This window comes from Affinundibacterium seohonense (assembly GCF_014284305.1).
In the GTDB taxonomy this organism is placed as follows: Bacteria; Pseudomonadota; Gammaproteobacteria; order Burkholderiales; family Burkholderiaceae_D; genus Undibacterium; species Undibacterium seohonense.
In genome coordinates, this window is sequence record NZ_JACOFW010000013.1 from 33,889 (window position 1) to 51,599 (window position 17,711).

The 17,711-nt window shown below is 47.0% G+C and carries 19 protein-coding genes; 7 read left to right on the top strand and 12 right to left on the bottom strand.

Annotated elements, in window-relative coordinates; translation table 11 throughout:
• The first annotated feature begins 15 nt into the window (after positions 1-15).
• Positions 16-876, top strand: coding sequence for a sulfurtransferase (locus H8K52_RS12295; RefSeq protein ID WP_186923203.1), 861 nt, complete (start codon positions 16-18; stop codon positions 874-876).
• A gap of 8 nt (positions 877-884) precedes the next feature.
• Here H8K52_RS12295 and H8K52_RS12300 read toward each other — a convergent pair whose 3' ends face one another.
• Both H8K52_RS12300 and H8K52_RS12305 read right to left on the bottom strand, forming a co-directional pair.
• Positions 885-1,637 carry a ZIP family metal transporter gene (locus tag H8K52_RS12300; protein ID WP_186923265.1) on the bottom strand — a complete coding sequence of 251 codons (753 nt, stop codon included), beginning with the start codon at positions 1,635-1,637 and terminating at the stop codon, positions 885-887.
• A 139-nt stretch (positions 1,638-1,776) separates the two neighbouring features.
• Positions 1,777-2,247, bottom strand: a complete 471-nt coding sequence (locus tag H8K52_RS12305) for a hypothetical protein (RefSeq protein ID WP_186923204.1) — start codon at positions 2,245-2,247, stop codon at positions 1,777-1,779.
• A 166-nt stretch (positions 2,248-2,413) separates the two neighbouring features.
• On the opposite strand from H8K52_RS12305, the gene H8K52_RS12310 reads away from it, so the two are divergent.
• Complete coding sequence (locus tag H8K52_RS12310) at positions 2,414-2,917, top strand: hypothetical protein (RefSeq protein ID WP_222613771.1); 504 nt, start codon at positions 2,414-2,416, stop codon at positions 2,915-2,917.
• Positions 2,918-2,942: 25 nt separating this feature from the next.
• On the opposite strand, the gene H8K52_RS12315 is transcribed toward H8K52_RS12310, so the two are convergent.
• Genes H8K52_RS12315 through H8K52_RS12325 form a run of 3 tightly spaced genes read right to left on the bottom strand, consistent with a single transcriptional unit; the run spans position 2,943 to position 5,662 of the window.
• Positions 2,943-3,431, bottom strand: a complete 489-nt coding sequence (locus H8K52_RS12315; protein WP_186923206.1) for a glutathione peroxidase — start codon at positions 3,429-3,431, stop codon at positions 2,943-2,945.
• Positions 3,428-4,564, bottom strand: a complete 1,137-nt coding sequence (locus tag H8K52_RS12320; RefSeq protein ID WP_186923207.1) for a PilT/PilU family type 4a pilus ATPase — start codon at positions 4,562-4,564, stop codon at positions 3,428-3,430. Before H8K52_RS12320 ends, H8K52_RS12315 begins: the two co-directional genes overlap by 4 nt.
• Positions 4,565-4,618: 54 nt before the next feature.
• Positions 4,619-5,662: a type IV pilus twitching motility protein PilT gene (locus H8K52_RS12325; RefSeq protein ID WP_186923208.1), complete on the bottom strand. Its 1,044-nt coding sequence runs from the start codon at positions 5,660-5,662 to the stop codon at positions 4,619-4,621.
• Positions 5,663-5,786: 124 nt separating this feature from the next.
• On the opposite strand from H8K52_RS12325, the gene H8K52_RS12330 reads away from it, so the two are divergent.
• The 3 genes from H8K52_RS12330 to H8K52_RS12340 are packed head-to-tail and all read left to right on the top strand — an operon-like array spanning position 5,787 to position 8,241.
• Positions 5,787-6,503 carry a YggS family pyridoxal phosphate-dependent enzyme gene (locus H8K52_RS12330; RefSeq protein ID WP_186923209.1) on the top strand — a complete coding sequence of 239 codons (717 nt, stop codon included), beginning with the start codon at positions 5,787-5,789 and terminating at the stop codon, positions 6,501-6,503.
• A complete protein-coding gene (proC, locus tag H8K52_RS12335) occupies positions 6,493-7,335 on the top strand; it encodes a pyrroline-5-carboxylate reductase (RefSeq protein ID WP_186923210.1) in 843 nt (280 codons plus the stop codon). Before H8K52_RS12330 ends, proC begins: the two co-directional genes overlap by 11 nt.
• 51 nt (positions 7,336-7,386) lie before the next feature.
• Positions 7,387-8,241: a PA4780 family RIO1-like protein kinase gene (locus H8K52_RS12340; protein ID WP_186923211.1), complete on the top strand. Its 855-nt coding sequence runs from the start codon at positions 7,387-7,389 to the stop codon at positions 8,239-8,241.
• 6 nt (positions 8,242-8,247) lie between these two features.
• Here the strand turns inward: H8K52_RS12340 and H8K52_RS12345 are convergent, their stop codons facing one another.
• From H8K52_RS12345 to H8K52_RS12365, 5 genes are all read right to left on the bottom strand, one after another.
• Entirely contained in the window at positions 8,248-8,586 is a 339-nt protein-coding gene (locus H8K52_RS12345) for a YqjK family protein (RefSeq protein WP_186923212.1), read from the bottom strand.
• 3 nt (positions 8,587-8,589) lie between these two features.
• Positions 8,590-9,027: a phage holin family protein gene (locus tag H8K52_RS12350; protein ID WP_186923213.1), complete on the bottom strand. Its 438-nt coding sequence runs from the start codon at positions 9,025-9,027 to the stop codon at positions 8,590-8,592.
• Between the two features lie 6 nt (positions 9,028-9,033).
• Positions 9,034-9,345, bottom strand: coding sequence for an ElaB/YgaM/YqjD family protein (locus tag H8K52_RS12355; RefSeq protein ID WP_186923214.1), 312 nt, complete (start codon positions 9,343-9,345; stop codon positions 9,034-9,036).
• 132 nt (positions 9,346-9,477) lie between these two features.
• The gene (gene ubiA / locus H8K52_RS12360) at positions 9,478-10,332 is read right to left on the bottom strand and encodes a 4-hydroxybenzoate octaprenyltransferase (RefSeq protein WP_186923266.1); all 855 of its coding nucleotides are present in this window, start codon (positions 10,330-10,332) and stop codon (positions 9,478-9,480) included.
• A gap of 170 nt (positions 10,333-10,502) precedes the next feature.
• On the bottom strand, positions 10,503-11,447 hold the full coding sequence (locus H8K52_RS12365) for a hydrogen peroxide-inducible genes activator (protein ID WP_186923215.1): 945 nt from the start codon (positions 11,445-11,447) through the stop codon (positions 10,503-10,505).
• 318 nt (positions 11,448-11,765) lie between these two features.
• On the opposite strand from H8K52_RS12365, the gene H8K52_RS12370 reads away from it, so the two are divergent.
• Positions 11,766-12,296: an ECF-type sigma factor gene (locus H8K52_RS12370; protein ID WP_186923216.1), complete on the top strand. Its 531-nt coding sequence runs from the start codon at positions 11,766-11,768 to the stop codon at positions 12,294-12,296.
• Positions 12,289-14,784 (top strand): serine/threonine-protein kinase, encoded by a 2,496-nt coding sequence (locus H8K52_RS12375; RefSeq protein WP_186923217.1) that lies wholly within the window; start codon positions 12,289-12,291, stop codon positions 14,782-14,784. The genes H8K52_RS12370 and H8K52_RS12375 overlap by 8 nt, the downstream gene beginning before the upstream one ends.
• A gap of 133 nt (positions 14,785-14,917) precedes the next feature.
• Here the strand turns inward: H8K52_RS12375 and H8K52_RS12380 are convergent, their stop codons facing one another.
• Positions 14,918-16,573 (bottom strand): MORN repeat-containing protein, encoded by a 1,656-nt coding sequence (locus H8K52_RS12380; protein WP_186923218.1) that lies wholly within the window; start codon positions 16,571-16,573, stop codon positions 14,918-14,920.
• Positions 16,574-16,637: 64 nt separating this feature from the next.
• Positions 16,638-17,621 (bottom strand): hypothetical protein, encoded by a 984-nt coding sequence (locus tag H8K52_RS12385; RefSeq protein WP_186923219.1) that lies wholly within the window; start codon positions 17,619-17,621, stop codon positions 16,638-16,640.
• Positions 17,622-17,711: the final 90 nt, after the last annotated feature.

Genomic DNA, 17,711 nt, shown 5'->3' on the forward strand with positions numbered 1-17,711 from the left:
CTCTAAGGAAAATTCATGTATGCGACTTTGATTAGTGCACAACAACTCGCAGCGTTAAGCGATAAAACGACGGTCGTGGTTGATTGTCGCCATGACTTGATGGATGGCCAAGCAGGCAAAAATGCTTATGATGCAGGGCACATTCCGGGTGCCGTGTTTGCCAATTTGGATACCGATTTGTCTGGTAGCAAGCATAATGCTGACGGAGTTTTTGCTGGCCGTCACCCGCTGCCAAACACTGATGATTTGCTCGCGGTGTTACGCCGCCTTGGAATCAATCAGGATACGCAGGTGATCGCTTACGATGCCCATGGTGGGATGTTTGCGGCACGCTTATGGTGGCTGTTGCGCTCGATTGGTCATGCATCTGTAGCGGTGTTAGATGGCGGTATTGCGGCTTGGATTAGTGCGGGGCAAACGCTGCAAACCGAGGTGGCTAGCCATGTGGTGGGCAATATTCAAGTCAAAGACAGCTTAACGACACAAGTCAATGTGCAAACCGTGTTGCAAAATCTGCAGGCGACAGCGGATGTGCAATTACAAGTAATCGATGCGCGTGCGGCTGATCGTTTTCGTGGTGAAAATGAAACCATCGATCCGGTCGGAGGCCATATCCCAGGTGCAAAAAATCGCTTCTTTAAAGATAATTTGCAAGCCGATGGACGTTTTAAATCTGCACAAGAATTGCGTCAAGAATGGCAAGCGTTGTTTACTGACCCAACTAAAGCCATCATGCAATGCGGCTCAGGCGTAACTGCTTGCCATAATTTGCTGGCATTGGAAGTTGCTGGTTTAGGTGGTGCCGCTTTATATCCAGGATCGTGGAGTGAGTGGTGTTCAGATGCTTCGCGCCCTGTGGCAACTGGCACCGTTTAGTTTTGGGTTTAGTGCTGATGCTTGATCATCAACAAGACCAGTATCACGCCGCAGCCAACCAAAATAACCTGCGGTATGGTTTCTCTCAAGGTCGCGCGGCGCTGCATTTGTGGCATCAAATCGCTGACGGCGATGTAGATGAACCCGGACGACGCTAGTACCAAAACATAAGGAATTAAGGAGCTCGCTTTGTCTAGGGTGTAGTAGCCCAATACACCACCTAATACTGACATCAAGCTACATATTAGGTTGTAAAAATAGGCACGGGTTCGGCTAAATCCTGCATTTAATAAAACGATGAAATCGCCGATTTCTTGTGGAATTTCATGAGCAATAATTGCCAGTGCAGTGACTACACCTAGGCCCGGATCTGCTAGAAACGCCGCGGCGATCAGAATCCCGTCGGTGAAGTTATGCATGCCGTCGCCTATCAAAATCATCCATCCAGCTTTGCCTGCCTCATGCGCATCATGGCCATGCTCATGGTGGTGACCATCACCCTCGTGGTGATGAGAGTGGCGCAAGATCGCAAATTTTTCTAACAGGAAAAAAGCCAGTAATCCGCCCAACAAACAGGCAAATAAAGAACGAGGATCCGTACCAGATTCAAATGCACGTGGGAGGGCATGTAGCAAAGACGTTGACAACATCACACCCACCGAGAAGCTGACCATACGTTCCACTAGCTTCGATAGCAAAGAGAACGAAAAGATGGCAGCAAAACTGATGCTCAACACACCAGCAATTGTGGTCGTGAAAATAATGGAAGTCAGGGTGGAATGAATTTTAGGCCTCGGCGCGGGGGGATCTGCAACTATGTTGCAATTAGACCACAAATCCCTTGTTTCTGCAATTCAAATTCGGGCGCGGCGCTTGTTGTGACAAACCATGCCGGGTAGATCAGCCTTGTTCTTCTTTGCAATTTTTCATTTTGTCGGTGACTTTTTTGATCTCTTCTAGACGGTCAGCATCTTCCATGTAGGTCGGCTCACCTTTGGCGTTTTCACCGGTAATGAGCGGCAATCCATTGTTCAATGTCGCCAGTCGTTTTTTATTTTGGTAGCATTTTTCTTCATCCTGACGCACTTTGTCACGCGCCAAGTCTTCCTGTTCCTTGCGTAGCTTTTGTCTTTCCTTGAATTCGATTTCTTTTGCCCATAAAGCTTTTTCAGGAGGTTTATTGGTAGCGGCTTGTCCATGACCACTCGCAACCGGCGTGATCTCGACTTCTTTGACTATGGTGCTGCCGAGAGGACAGCGACTTGCCATAATTTTACGACCTTGCGCATCTTTACATTCAAAGATTTGAGCTGGCGTGAGTTGTGTCATCCCTAATAAAATGGCAGCTATAGTAAGATTTTTTTTATACATGAGGTACATAGGGTATTCTTTCGACGAGTGCGAGGTGCAGAGTGAAAACCTCAGTTTGCATAGGAATGCCTTTACGCTAAGTTGTAGTATGTGCATTCGCTTTATAAAGGATAGATTCTCATGTTTTATGCGGATACGTCCAGTTTTTTTGCCATGGAAAATGAATATGCGTGATAGTGCAGCATTGAAACAAACGATGTGTGATTTTATCGAGAGTCTGGGAATCTCTATCATTCCTCGCAAATTGGAACATGTTACGTTTTTGCCTGGTTTAGATCTTGGCCCAAATTGTATTTATGTCGATGCCGAAAAACTCTTGTATCCCGGAGATCTATTGCACGAAGCGGGGCATTTGGCGGTGACGACTGCTGCGCAAAGATCCGCGGTAGGTAGTGAGGCTTTAGAGTTACCGTGGCCAACTGATGGTGAAGAAATCGCTGCAGTCCTTTGGTCTTTTGCTGCCGCCCAGCATCTTCAGATTCCATTGGAAGTGGTGTTTCACAGCGATGGTTACAAAAATGAATCCCAGTGGTTGATCGAAAACTTTCAACAAGGCCAGTACATAGGCTTGCCATTTTTGCAGTGGGCTGGATTATGTTTTGATGAAAATCAGGCCGCTTTGCACCAAGCGCAGCCATTTCCAGTGATGCAGAAATGGATGCGTGATTAGGGCGACAATGAAGATACAGCGACGATTACTTTGGTTGTGCCAACAAAGTGATCACATCTTCGCGAATGTCAGCTGGGGTGGTCTGTGGTGCATAGCGTTTATAGACGCTGCCGTCACGATGCAAAAGAAATTTGGTGAAATTCCACTTGATCATTTCCGTTCCTAGAACTCCCGGTGCATGCGCCTTAAGATATTGAAAGAGTGGATGGGCATCTTCGCCATTGACATCGACTTTTTCGAACATCGGGAAGCTCACCCCATAGTTTTTTTCGCAAAAGCTGCCGATTTCATTGGCATCACCAGGCTCTTGATGGCCAAACTGATTACATGGAAAACCCAATACGGTGAAACCCTGTCCCTGAAATTCTTGGAACAGTGCTTCCAACCCTTTGTACTGCGGTGTATAGCCACAGTTGCTCGCCGTATTCACAATTAACACAACTTGTCCTGCATAGTCGTTCAATTCGGTGTCGTCGCCATTGAGGCGTTTGGCTTGGAAATTTAATGCGCTCATACGATGCCCAAATGTTGTGTGCCAGCAGAAAGATCACGATTGCTGGCATCTTTGCCACGCAGCTTAATTGCCAAACGTAATTCGTTAACTGAGTCCGCATTACGCAGAGCATCTTCGTAAGTGATTAAATCAGCTTCGTGTAGATCAAACAGGGATTTATCAAAAGTAATCATGCCTAGCTCTTCGGATTTCTTCATGATCTCTTTAATCTCATGCACATCGCCTTTGAAAATCAAATCGGAGATCAATGGGGTGTTGAGCATGATTTCGATTGCCGCAATTCGGCCTTTTTTACCGCGCAAAGGTACCAAGCGTTGCGAGATAACAGCCTTTAAATTCAAGGACAGATCCATCAGTAATTGCGCACGACGTTCTTCTGGGAAGAAGTTAATCATGCGATCTAATGCCTGATTCGCACTATTTGCATGTAGAGTCGCTAAGCACAAGTGACCAGTTTCAGCAAAGGCAATCGCCAGATCCATGGTTTCGCGAGAGCGAATCTCGCCGATCTGGATCACATCAGGCGCCTGACGCAAGGTATTTTTTAAAGCGATTTCCCAGTCATCGGTATCGATACCAATTTCACGTTGCGTGATAATGCAATTGCCATGCGGGTGGACATATTCAATTGGGTCTTCAATCGTAATGATGTGACCATAACTATTCGCGTTGCGGTGCCCAACCATCGCCGCTAACGTGGTGGATTTACCTGAACCGGTCGCGCCGACCATGATGACAAGACCACGTTTTGTCATGCCAATTTCTTTGAGCTGATTTGGTAGGCCTAACTCTTCAAAAGTCGGAATTGCCGAGGTAATGGTACGCAACACCATGCCAACTCGACCTTGCTGCAAAAATGCAGAAACGCGGAAACGGCCTAAGCCCGGTGGATTGATCGCAAAATTACATTCTTTGGTCGATTCAAATTCGGATGCTTGTCTATCATTCATGATAGCGCGCGCTAAATCGACAGTGTGCGCTGGGGTTAATACTTGATTGGATACCGGTGTGACCTTGCCGTCGATTTTGAAGGCAGGTGGGAATTCAGCGGTGATAAATAGATCGGAACCATTTTTGCTTAACATCAGTTTGAGCAAATCATTCATAAATTTGGTGGCCTGATCGCGTTCCATGAAATTCTCTCTTTTCTTTGTTCTGTGTAATTTTGATCGATAAAGTTTCTAGGATTAGCCTGGGAAATTTTCTGGAATCTTTGCGGCGGCTCTCGCAGTTGCTGATGAGATCACATTCCGACGAACCAAATCGGCTAAATTTTGATCTAGCGTCTGCATACCGACATTGCTACCAGTTTGAATCGCAGAATACATCTGCGCAATTTTTGCTTCACGAATCAAGTTTCGAATCGCTGGTGTGCCGACCATAATTTCATGCGCTGCGACGCGGCCAGTGCCATCCTTAGTTTTCAATAAAGTCTGTGAAATAACGGCCTGTAAAGATTCGGATAACATCGAACGCACCATTTCTTTTTCTTCGGCCGGGAACACGTCAACAATACGGTCAATGGTTTTTGCCGCGGAAGACGTATGCAGTGTACCGAACACTAAGTGGCCAGTTTCTGCAGCGGTCAGCGCCAAGCGGATGGTTTCCAAATCACGCAACTCACCGACCAGAATGACATCAGGATCTTCACGCAATGCGGAGCGTAGCGCATTGGAGAACGAGTGGGTATGCGGGCCGACTTCACGTTGATTGATTAAGCATTTTTTTGAGTCATGCACAAATTCGATCGGGTCTTCAACAGTAAGGATATGACCGTATTCACTTTCGTTGACGTGATTCACCATGCCAGCCAGTGTGGTCGATTTACCGGAACCAGTTGGGCCAGTAACTAATACCAAACCGCGCGCTTTGAGAGAAAATTCGGCAAAACACTTTGGAGCATTGAGCTGTTCTAGCGATAGAATCTTAGACGGAATGGTACGCATAACGGCGGCGGCACCACGTTCCTGATTAAACGCATTGACACGGAAACGCGCCAATCCAGGAATCGCAAAGGAAAAGTCACATTCCAAATTTTCTTCAAAGTGTTTACGCTGACCATCGTTCATAATGTCGTAAATCAGTGCATGCACGTCTTTGTGTTCTAATGGCGGTAGATTAATACGTCGCACATCACCATGCACGCGTATCATCGGTGGCAAACCGGACGATAGGTGCAAATCGGAGGCGTTGTTCTTGACCGAGAATGCGAGAAGTTCTGAGATATCCATTTATAATCCGATACGAAATAATTGATGGTCGTTAGCGTTGTTGAACTGCTACGTCCGTGAGTGATAAATTTGAATGCGCTTGAATTTTTCTTTAGCTGGTTAATCCTGTTCCATGGCCTTGATTATGTCCTTAATTTCTCAAAACTTGCAAGCCGTGCATGAGGCAATCGCACTAAGTGCCATGCGCTATGACAGGAATCCAACTGAAATTGCCTTATTAGCAGTATCTAAAACCTTTGGCCCCGAGCAAGTTGTCGACGCATGGCATGCTGGTCAACGTGCCTTCGGTGAAAATTATTTGCAGGAAGGCGTCGATAAAATTGCTGCGGTTAAGTGTCTACTTGCTGACCAGGCGGCAAGTGAACAGCCAGTCTGGCATTTTATTGGTCCAATACAGAGCAATAAGACCCGTCCTATTGCCGAACATTTTTCTTGGGTGCATTCCGTCGATAGAGAGAAAATCGCCAGTCGTTTGTCTGAACAACGACCGCATGAATTAGGACCGTTGAATATTTGTTTGCAAGTGAATATCAGCGGAGAAAATAGTAAAAGTGGCGTGCATCCGGATGAGGTCTTGGCCTTGGCGAAACAGGTGGTGCAATTACCAAACCTACGCTTGCGCGGCTTGATGAGTGTGCCGGAAGCGAGTGATGACGAAGTCGTGCAAAGACAGGCTTTTCGTCGTTTAGCAGAGTTACAGCAACAACTACAATTACAGGGTTTCGTGCTCGATACGCTGTCTATGGGCATGAGTGCTGATATGCCAGCGGCCATTGCAGAAGGTAGCACCCTAGTGAGAATTGGTAGTGCCATTTTTGGAAAGAGACATTATGCAGTCTAGCGCAGTGAATTTACGAAGCATCAAGATTGGCTTTATCGGCGGCGGCAACATGGCAGGCGCCTTAATTAGTGGCCTAGTCAAACAGCTAGATAGTGCAAAGCAATTGCATGTGGTGGACCTGAATCAAGATAATTTGCAAAACTTGGAAAGTCGTTTTGGCGTGAGCACGGCGACCGAGATGGATGCTAAGTTGAGAGAACTGGACATCATTGTGTTGGCTGTAAAGCCGCAACAAATGCAGGCAGTGGCAGCGAGTCTTGTACCGCATATTTCTACGCAATTACTGTTGTCAGTGGCGGCTGGTATCCGTGCTGCAGACTTATCACGTTGGTTAGACGGACATCAGAAAATTGTACGCGCCATGCCGAATACACCAGCCATGATTTCTTTGGGGATGAGTGGTTTGTATGCAATGGATGCCGTAACAGCATCGGAGCGTGAGTTAGCCCAAGCCATTATGCACGCGGTTGGCGATACCATGTGGGTGCAAGACGAAGCGATGATTGATGCAGTCACTGCGATCTCTGGTAGTGGGCCGGCTTATGTGTTTTACTTTATCGAAGCGATGCAAGAAGCAGCGATGCAATTAGGTTTTGATGCAGCGCAAGCACGTCAATTATCCTTGGCGACTTTTAACGGTGCAGCGCAATTGGCGAACCAATCGGATGAAAGCGTAGACATCTTGCGTCAACGTGTCACTTCAAAAGGTGGTACGACCTACGCGGCTTTATGCAGTATGGACGACAGTGCAGTTAAACCAGCGATCCATCGTGCCATACAGGCAGCAGCTCAACGTGGCAAAGAATTAGGTGATGAATTTGGACAAGATTAATTGGCGCATGTCGTTGCTTCCTTCAATATGGATATCAAGGAGCGCTAGCATATGAAAACACCAAAGCGCTTACAACCCCTAGTCGATGAAGGCATGATTGATGAGGTCTTACGTCAATTGATGAGTGGTAAAGAAGCGACCGTATTCGTAGTGCGTTGTGGCGATCAAATCCGCTGCGCCAAGATGTACAAAGAAGCAGGGCAGCGTAGCTTCAAACAAGCCGCCGCTTATCAAGAAGGCCGCACCGTTAAGAATAGTCGGCAGGCGCGTGCCATGCAAAAAGGCTCGAAGTATGGCCGCAAGATGCAGGAAGAAGTTTGGCAGAATGCTGAAGTCGATGCGCTATATAAATTAGCCGATGCCGGTGTGCGAGTGCCGACGCCGTATATCTGTTTTGAAGGTGTGTTGCTGATGGATTTGGTCAGCACTGCCGATGGTCAGGTTGCACCGCGTTTGAATGACGTTAGCCTCAGTTACGCACAAGCTTTGGTGTATCACGAAGAGCTAATCCAGCAAGTGGTGTTAATGCTGTGTGCTGGCATTATTCATGGGGACTTATCTGAATTTAATATCCTCTTAAATGAACAAGGCCCCGTGATTATCGACTTGCCACAAGCGATTAATGCTGCTGGCAATATGGGCGCGGCAGCTATGCTTTACCGTGACGTCGATAACCTCAAAACCTATTTCAGTCAGTTCGCTCCAGAGCTAGCAAAGACGCAGTATGGCAAAGAAATTTGGCAATTATATGTCGCTGGTTTGTTGCGTCCAGATACGGTATTGACTGGCGTTGTGGCAGAAGACAAACGCCCGGTAGATGTTGGTGCTGTGATAGAAGAAATCGAATTGGCGCGTATGGAAGCCGAAGAAGAAGCGCAGCGGCGTTTGATGAATTCTGCGATGTAGATTTCTTTATTGCGACTCTCGAGAGCCTAACCTCCACCGTCGTAACAGTGGAATCAAAGGCATCAACATTGGTGCAAATTTTAACCACAAACGCCAGCTAGACAATCCCGTTTTCAACATCCACATCACCCGGCGTGGTTTGATAATCATGAGTGCTCCAGCGATGGCTGCGACGATGACGGGCGATGCACGTAGCACTTGCGCTGTACGCAAGCCGAGTTCCACAAAGCGCAATTCATGCTGTAGCTGGGAGCTTTGCCAGATCAGGTCTTGCCGTTGTTGTTGACAGCGTGCCATCAAGATTAGGCGTCGGGCTTGTCGTTGTTGTTGGCGCTCGCTTAGCATGACTTAAAAGCCTTCGCTATCTTGATCAGCTTCACTGTTTTTACCAGATTTTGCTGTGGTACTTTGTGCCGGGTTTGCATTCGTTGGACGCAATGCCTGCAAATCACTTTGCAACTCACCCAGAGTAGCGGCCAGCAAGCGAGGTTTGTTTTTGATCATTGTTTTGAGATACAACAGGATGCCTACGGTAGCCAGGCCAAATGTTGAAATCAATCCAAATAGAGCCAATTCGCGGTGGCTATCCCAAAACAAAATTAACACCAGCAAAATCAGGAGCAAAATCGTCACCACGCCACAAAATAGTCCAAGTAGGGACCAGATGAAATAGCTGCCATAGCGACCAAACTCCTCTTCGATTTCAAGCGAAGCGAGCTCTAGCCGCGTATGGATAGTTTCGATCAGGCTGGCACCTAGCCTGACAATGGAATCAGTGATTGCCATTGGAACTTATTTGTTTCTGGCAATGAGTAAGCCCACCAATAAACCAACGCCCGCGGCGATACCGGCCGTTTTCCATGGGTTATCGTGGACATAGGTGTCAGTGGCATGCGCTGCGTCTTTAGTTTTTTGTACCACGACTTCTTCGATGCGGTGGATTTCTTGCTTGGCGTTTTTCAGCGTTGCTTCCAATTTATCTTTGGCACTCTGAAAGCCATCACCCGCTTGTTGTTCTGAATTTTTAATTAGTTCTTCGGCATCTTTCAAAACTTGATTGAGTTCGCGCATCAGATTGGCTTTATGTTGATCTACAGAATTCATGATATTTCCCTTTGTGAAAATCGCTAACAACGAACATAGAACTTCTACAAATAGTCTAAGACGAAAAGTGGATTTTGTTTTGCGTTAGCGCAAAATATTGCCATCTAGCCGAATAAGAATCAAGCAGGCAAATCAGCGCATCAAGTAATCAATCGCAATCCCAAAAAACACTGCAGCGCCTAGCCAGTTATTGTGGCGAAAAGCAGCGAAACACCGCATCCGGTCTCTATCTTTAATGAGGGTGTAATGATATGCCGCGATGAAGCCTGCGGCGATGATGCCAATGACAAAAGGCCAGCCTAAGCCTAATTGTAAACCGCATGCCAGAATTAGTAACAATGAGATCAGGTAGCTCAGCATGATGGCGCTAACATCCCATCTGCCAAAGGTGATCGCCGAAGTCTTGATTCCTATTTTTAAATCATCTTCTCTATCGACCATCGCATATTCCGTGTCGTAGGCAATCGCCCAAAACACATTTGCGAGTAGTAGCCACCAAGCTTGCGCGGGAATGGCATCGTTCACCGCCGCAAATGCCATGGGGATGCCAAAGCCAAAGGCGATTCCCAGATATGCTTGTGGTATCGCGAAAAAGCGTTTGAAATAGGGATAAGAGCCTGCCACGATGACGGCAACCACCGACAATTGCTTCGTCAGTGTATTGAGTGGCAAAATCAGGATGAAAGACACTAAAGCCAGGACCACGGCTACCATGATCGCTTCCCATGATTTGATCTTGCCGCTGGTCAGTGGACGTTCGGCTGTACGTTGTACATGCTTATCAAAATCGCGGTCAGCATAATCATTAATCGCACAACCAGCCGAGCGCATCAAGGCAGTTCCTAAGCAAAAAATCAGTAGATGTTGCCACGATGGTTTGCCTTCTGAGGCTATCCACAACGCACTTAGGGTAGGCCACAGTAACAGCAAAATACCGATAGGTTTATCAAGGCGGATTAGTTTGAAATACAGAGCCAGTCGAGTCAGGAGAAAATTCATGAGATGCGTTAAGTCATAGGCTTGTGAAGAACACGCATTATAAAGGGCACCCATAAAAATCCAAACTTCGTCATGATGTATCGTCGTGAGAAGAATTTTGAATTGTTAGAGGCACCCTAAAGATAATCTAAGCGGACTGGTGCGTCTCGGCAATGGCATTATTGCGCGACAGCGATCTCGTCAAGCATGGTGACGCCAGATAAATCGCAGCTCAATACTGCCTGACGTATTGCTTCAATAGCAGCATGGCGGGTAAAGCTTTTGCGCCAAGCAAGCACTACACGTCGATCTGGTGCACGATTACTAAACGGGACATAGCGCAGCATACTGTCTTTGGTATGTAAGTCTGGCACCGATGCCATCGGTAATACGGTAATGCCAATGCCGGAGGCTACCATGTGGCGTATGGTCTCTAAAGAAGAGCCTTCAAAGGTACGGGCAATGCCATCACTAGCAGTGGAAAAGCGCGCCATTTCGGGACAGACTTCTAAAACTTGATCGCGGAAACAATGACCGCTGCCGAGCAAGAGCATGGTTTCGGATTTCAATTCTTCTGCAGAGACGGATGCACGGTTTGCCCAAGGATGGTCTTTTGGCATAGCAACCACAAAAGGCTCGTCATATAAGGGTTGCACCATCATGCCGTGATCTGGTAGCGGCAACGCCATGATCGCTGCATCGAGTTCACCTTGACGCAGCAATTCCATCAGTTTCACAGTGAAATTTTCTTGCAAGATGAGTGGCATCTGCGGCACGGTATTGATCATAGTCTTGACCAGGCCAGGCAATAAATAGGGGCCTATGGTGTAGATAATGCCGAGACGGAAAGGGCCGTTTAGTGGGTCTTTGTTTTGTTTGGCAATCTCTTTAATGACTGCAGTTTGTTCTAAGACACGTTCGGCTTGCGCTACGATCTGTGCACCAAGTGGTGTGGTAGAGACTTCTGTACCACCGCGTTCAAATATAGTCACGCCTAATTCGTCTTCTAGTTTTTTGATGGCGACTGAGAGCGTCGGTTGTGCGACAAAACAAGCCTCTGCCGCGTGACCAAAATGCTTTTGGCGGGCAACTGCAACGATGTATTTTAATTCTGTGAGAGTCATGCGTTTAGTGTGGCACAGACTGCGCTACAAGTCAGCAGGCATTTTGGAATTTTCTCAATTCTATGGGTAAATTTTGGCGATGTTTAGGTTGGAAGAATGTCGACATTCGGTTTATTGGGAATAGCTCCACGGCGTGAGAGCGACTCACTACTATTATGTTATTAATTTTTAATAAGTGTAGTGATGACGTTTGCACAGTCGTATTTTATTTGCCTAGCTTCTTTATCTCTTAAACAAAAAGAATCATTGCTTAAAATTTGATGCCATAATGATTAAGTATTTTTACGACATCATTTTTAGTTTTGCTGAGCTAATGACATGCTACATCTGAACACGACTCCCACTGACCTCCAAGTGCATGCCGTCTACGCCGAATTGCAGAAACTTGCTTCATCGCAGATGCGCAAGGAGAGAAGCGATCACACCTTATCTGCAACGGCATTGGTGCACGAAGCCTATATTCGATTAGCCAAATCGAATCCACAATGGGAAACACGAGGACATTTTTTTGGCATCGCGGCAAATGTGATGCGCCAAGTATTGATCGATCACGCGCGTGCTCGTCAGGCGGAAAAGCGGGATGGTGATTGGATCAAACTAACACTCACTTCCGCGATTCCAGAAATCGAAAGCCAGGTTGAGGAAGGTCTGGATGTCCTACAGTTGAATACCGCTTTGCAAGCGCTGGAAGCCATCGATGCGCGACAAGCAAAAATCGTCGAGTTACGTTATTTCGGCGGCCTATCGATTGAAGAAACTGCCGATATCATGAATCTTTCTATCGCGACCATCAAACGCGAATGGTCCACCGCTAAACTATTTTTGAAACGGTTACTACATGATGAATAATGCGAATTTATGGACGCGCGCTAAAGACATCCTTGCGGATGCTTTAAGCTTACCCGAACAAAGTCGTAACGCCTTTGTGATAGAAAAATGTGGCGATGATCATTTTCTCCGCGATGAAATTTTCGCCTTATTAAAACACGCTGAAAATCTAACCAATTTTATCGAAACGCCAGCGGCCCTTCTGACGGGGGATGCCTCTATTACTGCCGCATCCGATCTTGATCATGGCATTTCTTCGCTCAAAGGAACGCGTGTCGCTGCCTATGCGCTTACTGAGGAAATCGGGCGTGGCGGCATGGGTGTTGTGTATGCGGCCGATCGGGTTGATGGCGCTTATCAGCAAAAAGTGGCCATTAAGTTGATTCGCGGTGCCACCCAAAGCGTGGCCGATGTCAGACGAATGCAAATTGAACGGCAATCCTTAGCAGAATTAAGTCATCCAAACATTGCCCGCTTACTCGATGGCGGCACCACCGCGGATGGGATGTCCTATTTAGTGATGGAATTCATTGATGGGGTTAGCATCGATCGATATTGCACGCAACATCATTTGGATTTGCGAGCGAGAGTGAGTTTGATTCGCCAGCTTTGCGATGCTGTGCAAAGTGCACATCAGCATTTGATTATTCATCGCGATATTAAACCATCGAATATTTTGGTGAACATGCAAGGCGAACCAAAATTGCTCGACTTTGGCATTGCCCGTATGCTCACTGCGAGTAACGATGATGCTAGCCAGACACAAGATGTGAGCCATTTGTTCAGTCCTCGTTATGCCAGTCCAGAGCAAGTGCGCGGTTTGCCAGTGAGCGTGACGACCGACGTGTATAGCCTTGGCTTGTTGATGTACGAATTGTTGGCGGGTGATAGTCCTTATCAGCGTATTGCCTCGAACGAAGCGAGTAATGCAGCCGCCGCAATGCAGGTGATATTGGAAGATGCGCCGAGAGCCGCAAGCGTTGTGGCGCGTGAGAAACAGAGTCAATTTGCAGACAGTTTGCGCGGCGACCTCGATTGCATTTTACTGAAAGCCTGTGCCAAAAAAAGTAGCGAACGCTATGCAACCGTAGCGCAACTCGATGATGATTTGCAGAGCTGGCTAGAGAAGCGACCCATCTTGGCAAGACGCCCCTCCTGGCATTATGTAGTCGGTAAATTTATTCTCCGCAATCGTGCTGTCACGGCGATGGGCGTCGTCGCTTTGTCTGCGGCCATGATCGGTGGATTGAGTACCCTACAACAGCAACAAAAAACGCAGGCTCGCTATACCGAAGTACGTCAACTGGCAAATAGTCTGATCTTCAAATATTACGAAAGAATTGAATCAATGGGAGGGTCGACTCCCGTTCTCAAAGAACTCGCTGCTGATGGTATTCGTTTTTTAGACAGTTTGGCAAAAGACGCTGACGCCGACCTGACTTTGTCAGTGGAGATTGCACGTGGTTATCGACAATTAATGAATGTCATGTTCAATGGTCGTAATCTCCCTAATCTGGGAGATAAAGTGGGTGCCGATCTGACCGGGAAAAAGGCTTACGCCATATTAGAAAACGTGTTGAAGAAAGACCCCAATCATCTAGCCGCCAATCAAGAAATGGCGGAGTTAGAAACCGCAATCGGCTCTATCTTGTCGCAAGAAGGTAATAGTCAGGCGGCAATTCAATCGATGGAAAACGCCGCTAAGCGCTACGAAACAATCTTACAAGTTACGCCTGATAATAAAGAAGTCGCATTTTCCGTGACACGCACGTATATCGCGACAGCGCAGGCAGCGATCAATGCCAATTTGCCTGCGGAACAATACTTGGATCGTGGTGAAAAGGCACTGAAACGCTGGTCCATCGGATTGGAAAATGATAAGAACTTGCCCAACATGGAAATGTTCTTAGTCCGTACCCGATATCGGGTTGCCTATGCGGCAAAAGACTATCCAAATGCGCTGCGTTTAGCCGAGGAAGAAATCGTCGGCGTGAAAAAAATGCTGCTACGTGATATCGATCAGGAAAACATGGTCTTGCTCGGACATTTACAATCTGCGATGGCGGCCAAAGGTACAATTTATATTGACTTGAATCGGCTTGATGAGGCCGTGGTGGCGCTACATGAGAGTCGTGACATCGCCCAAAAGATCATGAGTAAAGATCTAAACAATATTTCGGCACGCGTCCGACTCGCGCGTATTTATACCCATATTGGTAGAGCTGAATATTTGCGTAAGGCATTGCAGCCCGCAGCGATCGCCTTTACCACGGCGATTGAAGAATATGCAAAGGGCAATCAACAAACCATGCCAGCGTTCGCTTATCAACAAAACGCTGAGGCTTTATGGCGTGCCGCGACCACCTATCAACAATTAGGCGAGACCAAAACCGCACGACGATTTGCCAATGAATTGCTGGCCTTTGCGAAAGTCAACACAGCACTATTTCAAAAAGCACCGGCACAAGGATGGTTGGCGGAAGCAAATGCGATTGTGACGACGAAGTAGTCGAGGATGATGCTAACGAACGAAGCCCAAGGGCTTCAAACTTACATTTTGTACCCGCCGGATGAAACGAGCCAAGGACATTGACGTTGTTGGCTCGTTTAATCGACTTATCGGCAATGCTGGCTCGCTTGCGCTATTGTTTCATCGCAGCTTCATACTCCGCGCGTCCTTGCGCCAGGGCCTCAGTGGTGGCATTGAAAATTTGCATGACATTCTCGCGCTCTGATTCCGGTAGGGTGATCCATTTACCACCGCTTGTCAGCGCGCCCAAAGACATTTTGTTGTTCGAACTTTTTACTAAACCATAGAGTTGATACGGCGCCTGTGCTGTAGTGCCGATCAATAAATCACCGTTGCTATTAGTGAATTTAATCGGCCCGGTATTTTTATCATCGAGATAGAGGGCTTCATTAATGCCTTGTTTTGCGGTGTAATCAATTCGGTACCCATGTTTTTGACCTGCGGCATTAAGAAAACTTTCGGACATGGTTTTGTTGATTTTGTCGACGGTTTGTCCGACCAACAGGGTTTTTCCATCGGCATGAAAGGTTCCTTCAAAAGAGACTTTTTCATCGCTGTAAATGCCACGGTATTCGATACCATTTTTAAATTCGCCTGTGAAACGACCTCCTTTAGCATAAATCAGCGTGCCTTTCTTCATTACACCTTGCTCATCAAATGTGCCAGTGAACTTCGTGCCTTCTGCCCACATTAGCTTTGACTGTGTTGGATCACTATAGTTGATGATTTTTTTGAACCCGCTTGGAAATTCAATCAGCCGTTCTCCTCTGGTCTCGGCCACACCATCTTTATAAAAACCAGTGATGTTGTATTTTTTTCTGAATAGTTTTGCTAAGCCATTCAATTTATTGTTTTTAAAAGTTCCCTCATCAACATCTCCATTCGTCCACTTAAACTTTCCTTGTCCGAAAAATTCAGTGCGGTAGAAGCCACCCTCATATACATTTCCATCCGCAAAGCGCAAGACGATATCGCCTTGTAAAGTGCCTTCGACAAAAGTACCGATAAATTGATCGCCATTCGATAGCGTTAACACGCCTTTACCGTGCGGCCTGCCGCCTTCCGTATTGCCGAGGTAGCGCCCAGATTTATCTTTGTAGTAGAGGGTTTCTTTGCATTCGCCATCACATTTACTTTTGCTGCTACCTTCAAACAGACTGGAGGCTTTAGGATTTTTGCTGGCTTGGCGATCCAGCATCGCTTGGTATTCATCGGCGTCGAAACCCAGCATTCTGCCTGCCGTATATTGATCCAAACCTGCATCTATCGCACAAGTAAACAGCGCTTGATAATTTTCTTTACTCTTAGTTAGATTCCTTTGTTTGATGAGCTTTTCCATTCTCTCTAGCTTGGCTTCAAAGGCCGAAACCAGAGCATCATTTCTGGCACCTGCTTCCCTTTGTCGATTGATGTGGCTAGTGTCTGCCCAGCTAAAATTCTCTGAGCCAGTATCAAAACTTGACGCACTATTATTGCCGCTGCTATTACTTTGCTTGCTGCTCGAGTTTGCGTTACCCGTCGCCTTATTGGTGTAGTTAATTACTGGCGCAGGACGATTTGGAATCGCAAAAGCTCTTTGGGTTGCTTCGCTCAGTCGCTTGTATTCCGCAGTTTGCCTTTTTTGTTGTTCGGTTTGTGCGTTTGAATAAGGTGTGTAAATCAAGCTTGATGCTAATAACAAGCAACTGACTAAGGGTAGCGTTTGCCTAGCTTTGTAGCTGCTTGGTTCGGGTATCGTAGCGCATATCAACGTGGCGTTTTGTGGCATGATCGTTCCTAATTGGATAAGTCAAACAGTTGAGAAAAGTGAAGGATGTGAGAAATAGTGCGCATCATTTTCCAACGCGCAGACGCTCCATAAACATTTCTCTTACTGCACCGACACCCGCACTGACGAGCGTCCGATATTTTTCAGGATCCGCAATGGCGTCTTTAGAAACCGCCGTCGCGCTGTTGCCACCGCCGATGGCGAGTGAGAGTAAAGCGAGTCCCACATTGCCAGCCACCGATGTTGTATCTTTAATTTCTTTAAAAGCGCTACCATCGATGAGAAGCGGCGCTTGTAAAGTCATCGTCATATTCTGCGTTGGGCTACTAATACTCATCGTAGATTCACCCGCTGCGACCGAAGGACCGAATTCCCAGGAAACTTTTGCCTCACCTGAACTGCGACTAAACCAGCTGCTATCGCTGCTTTTGGTATCGACGAAGTTCACGACCAAACGTACCGTGACGAGATTGGCGTCTAGTTCCTTTGCCAGTTCCAAATTGCCGGACATGGTATTCATCACGTCACTCATTGCAGTAAAACCTGCTAGTAGGGAAATCGCCGTGCTGCTTGAGCCTACGCCATACACGGCCAAGCCAGCTGGGGCATACACGCTAGACCAGGTATCTTTGGTTCTGGTTTCTGTGGGTGAAGGTTTGCCACTGGCGGCCATTTTTTGATAGGCTTGCGCCGCCAGAACTTGTTCATGAGGAACGACGTCGATCTTCATCGCACTCAGATCTCGCATAAATTGTGCATGCAGTTGGTCAGTGATTGCTTGAAAGTCGGTGGGTTCCAACCCCACTAACTTGATCATCGAACTCACACTAGCGCGCCCGGGTTTGCCAATTTCATAAGAGCTGGCACTGGCTGCACCAGAGGTCACGAACTGCACTTGAAATGAGCTAATGGCCGCACGTTTAATATCGCCCAAGCCAGTGCCATGTGAATTGACAAGCTTCAACATGGAACTGGCGCGTTCAGCTGGTTTGAAATTGGCATCGAAGGCCACGCCTGGAATCTTCTCGGCAAAAGCGGATGTGTTCATGCTTAAGACGCATATAGCGATAAACATACCGCGCAAAAGAGAATGATGTAATGATGAGTTGATCAGTTTCATTGGTTTCATATAAAGCCC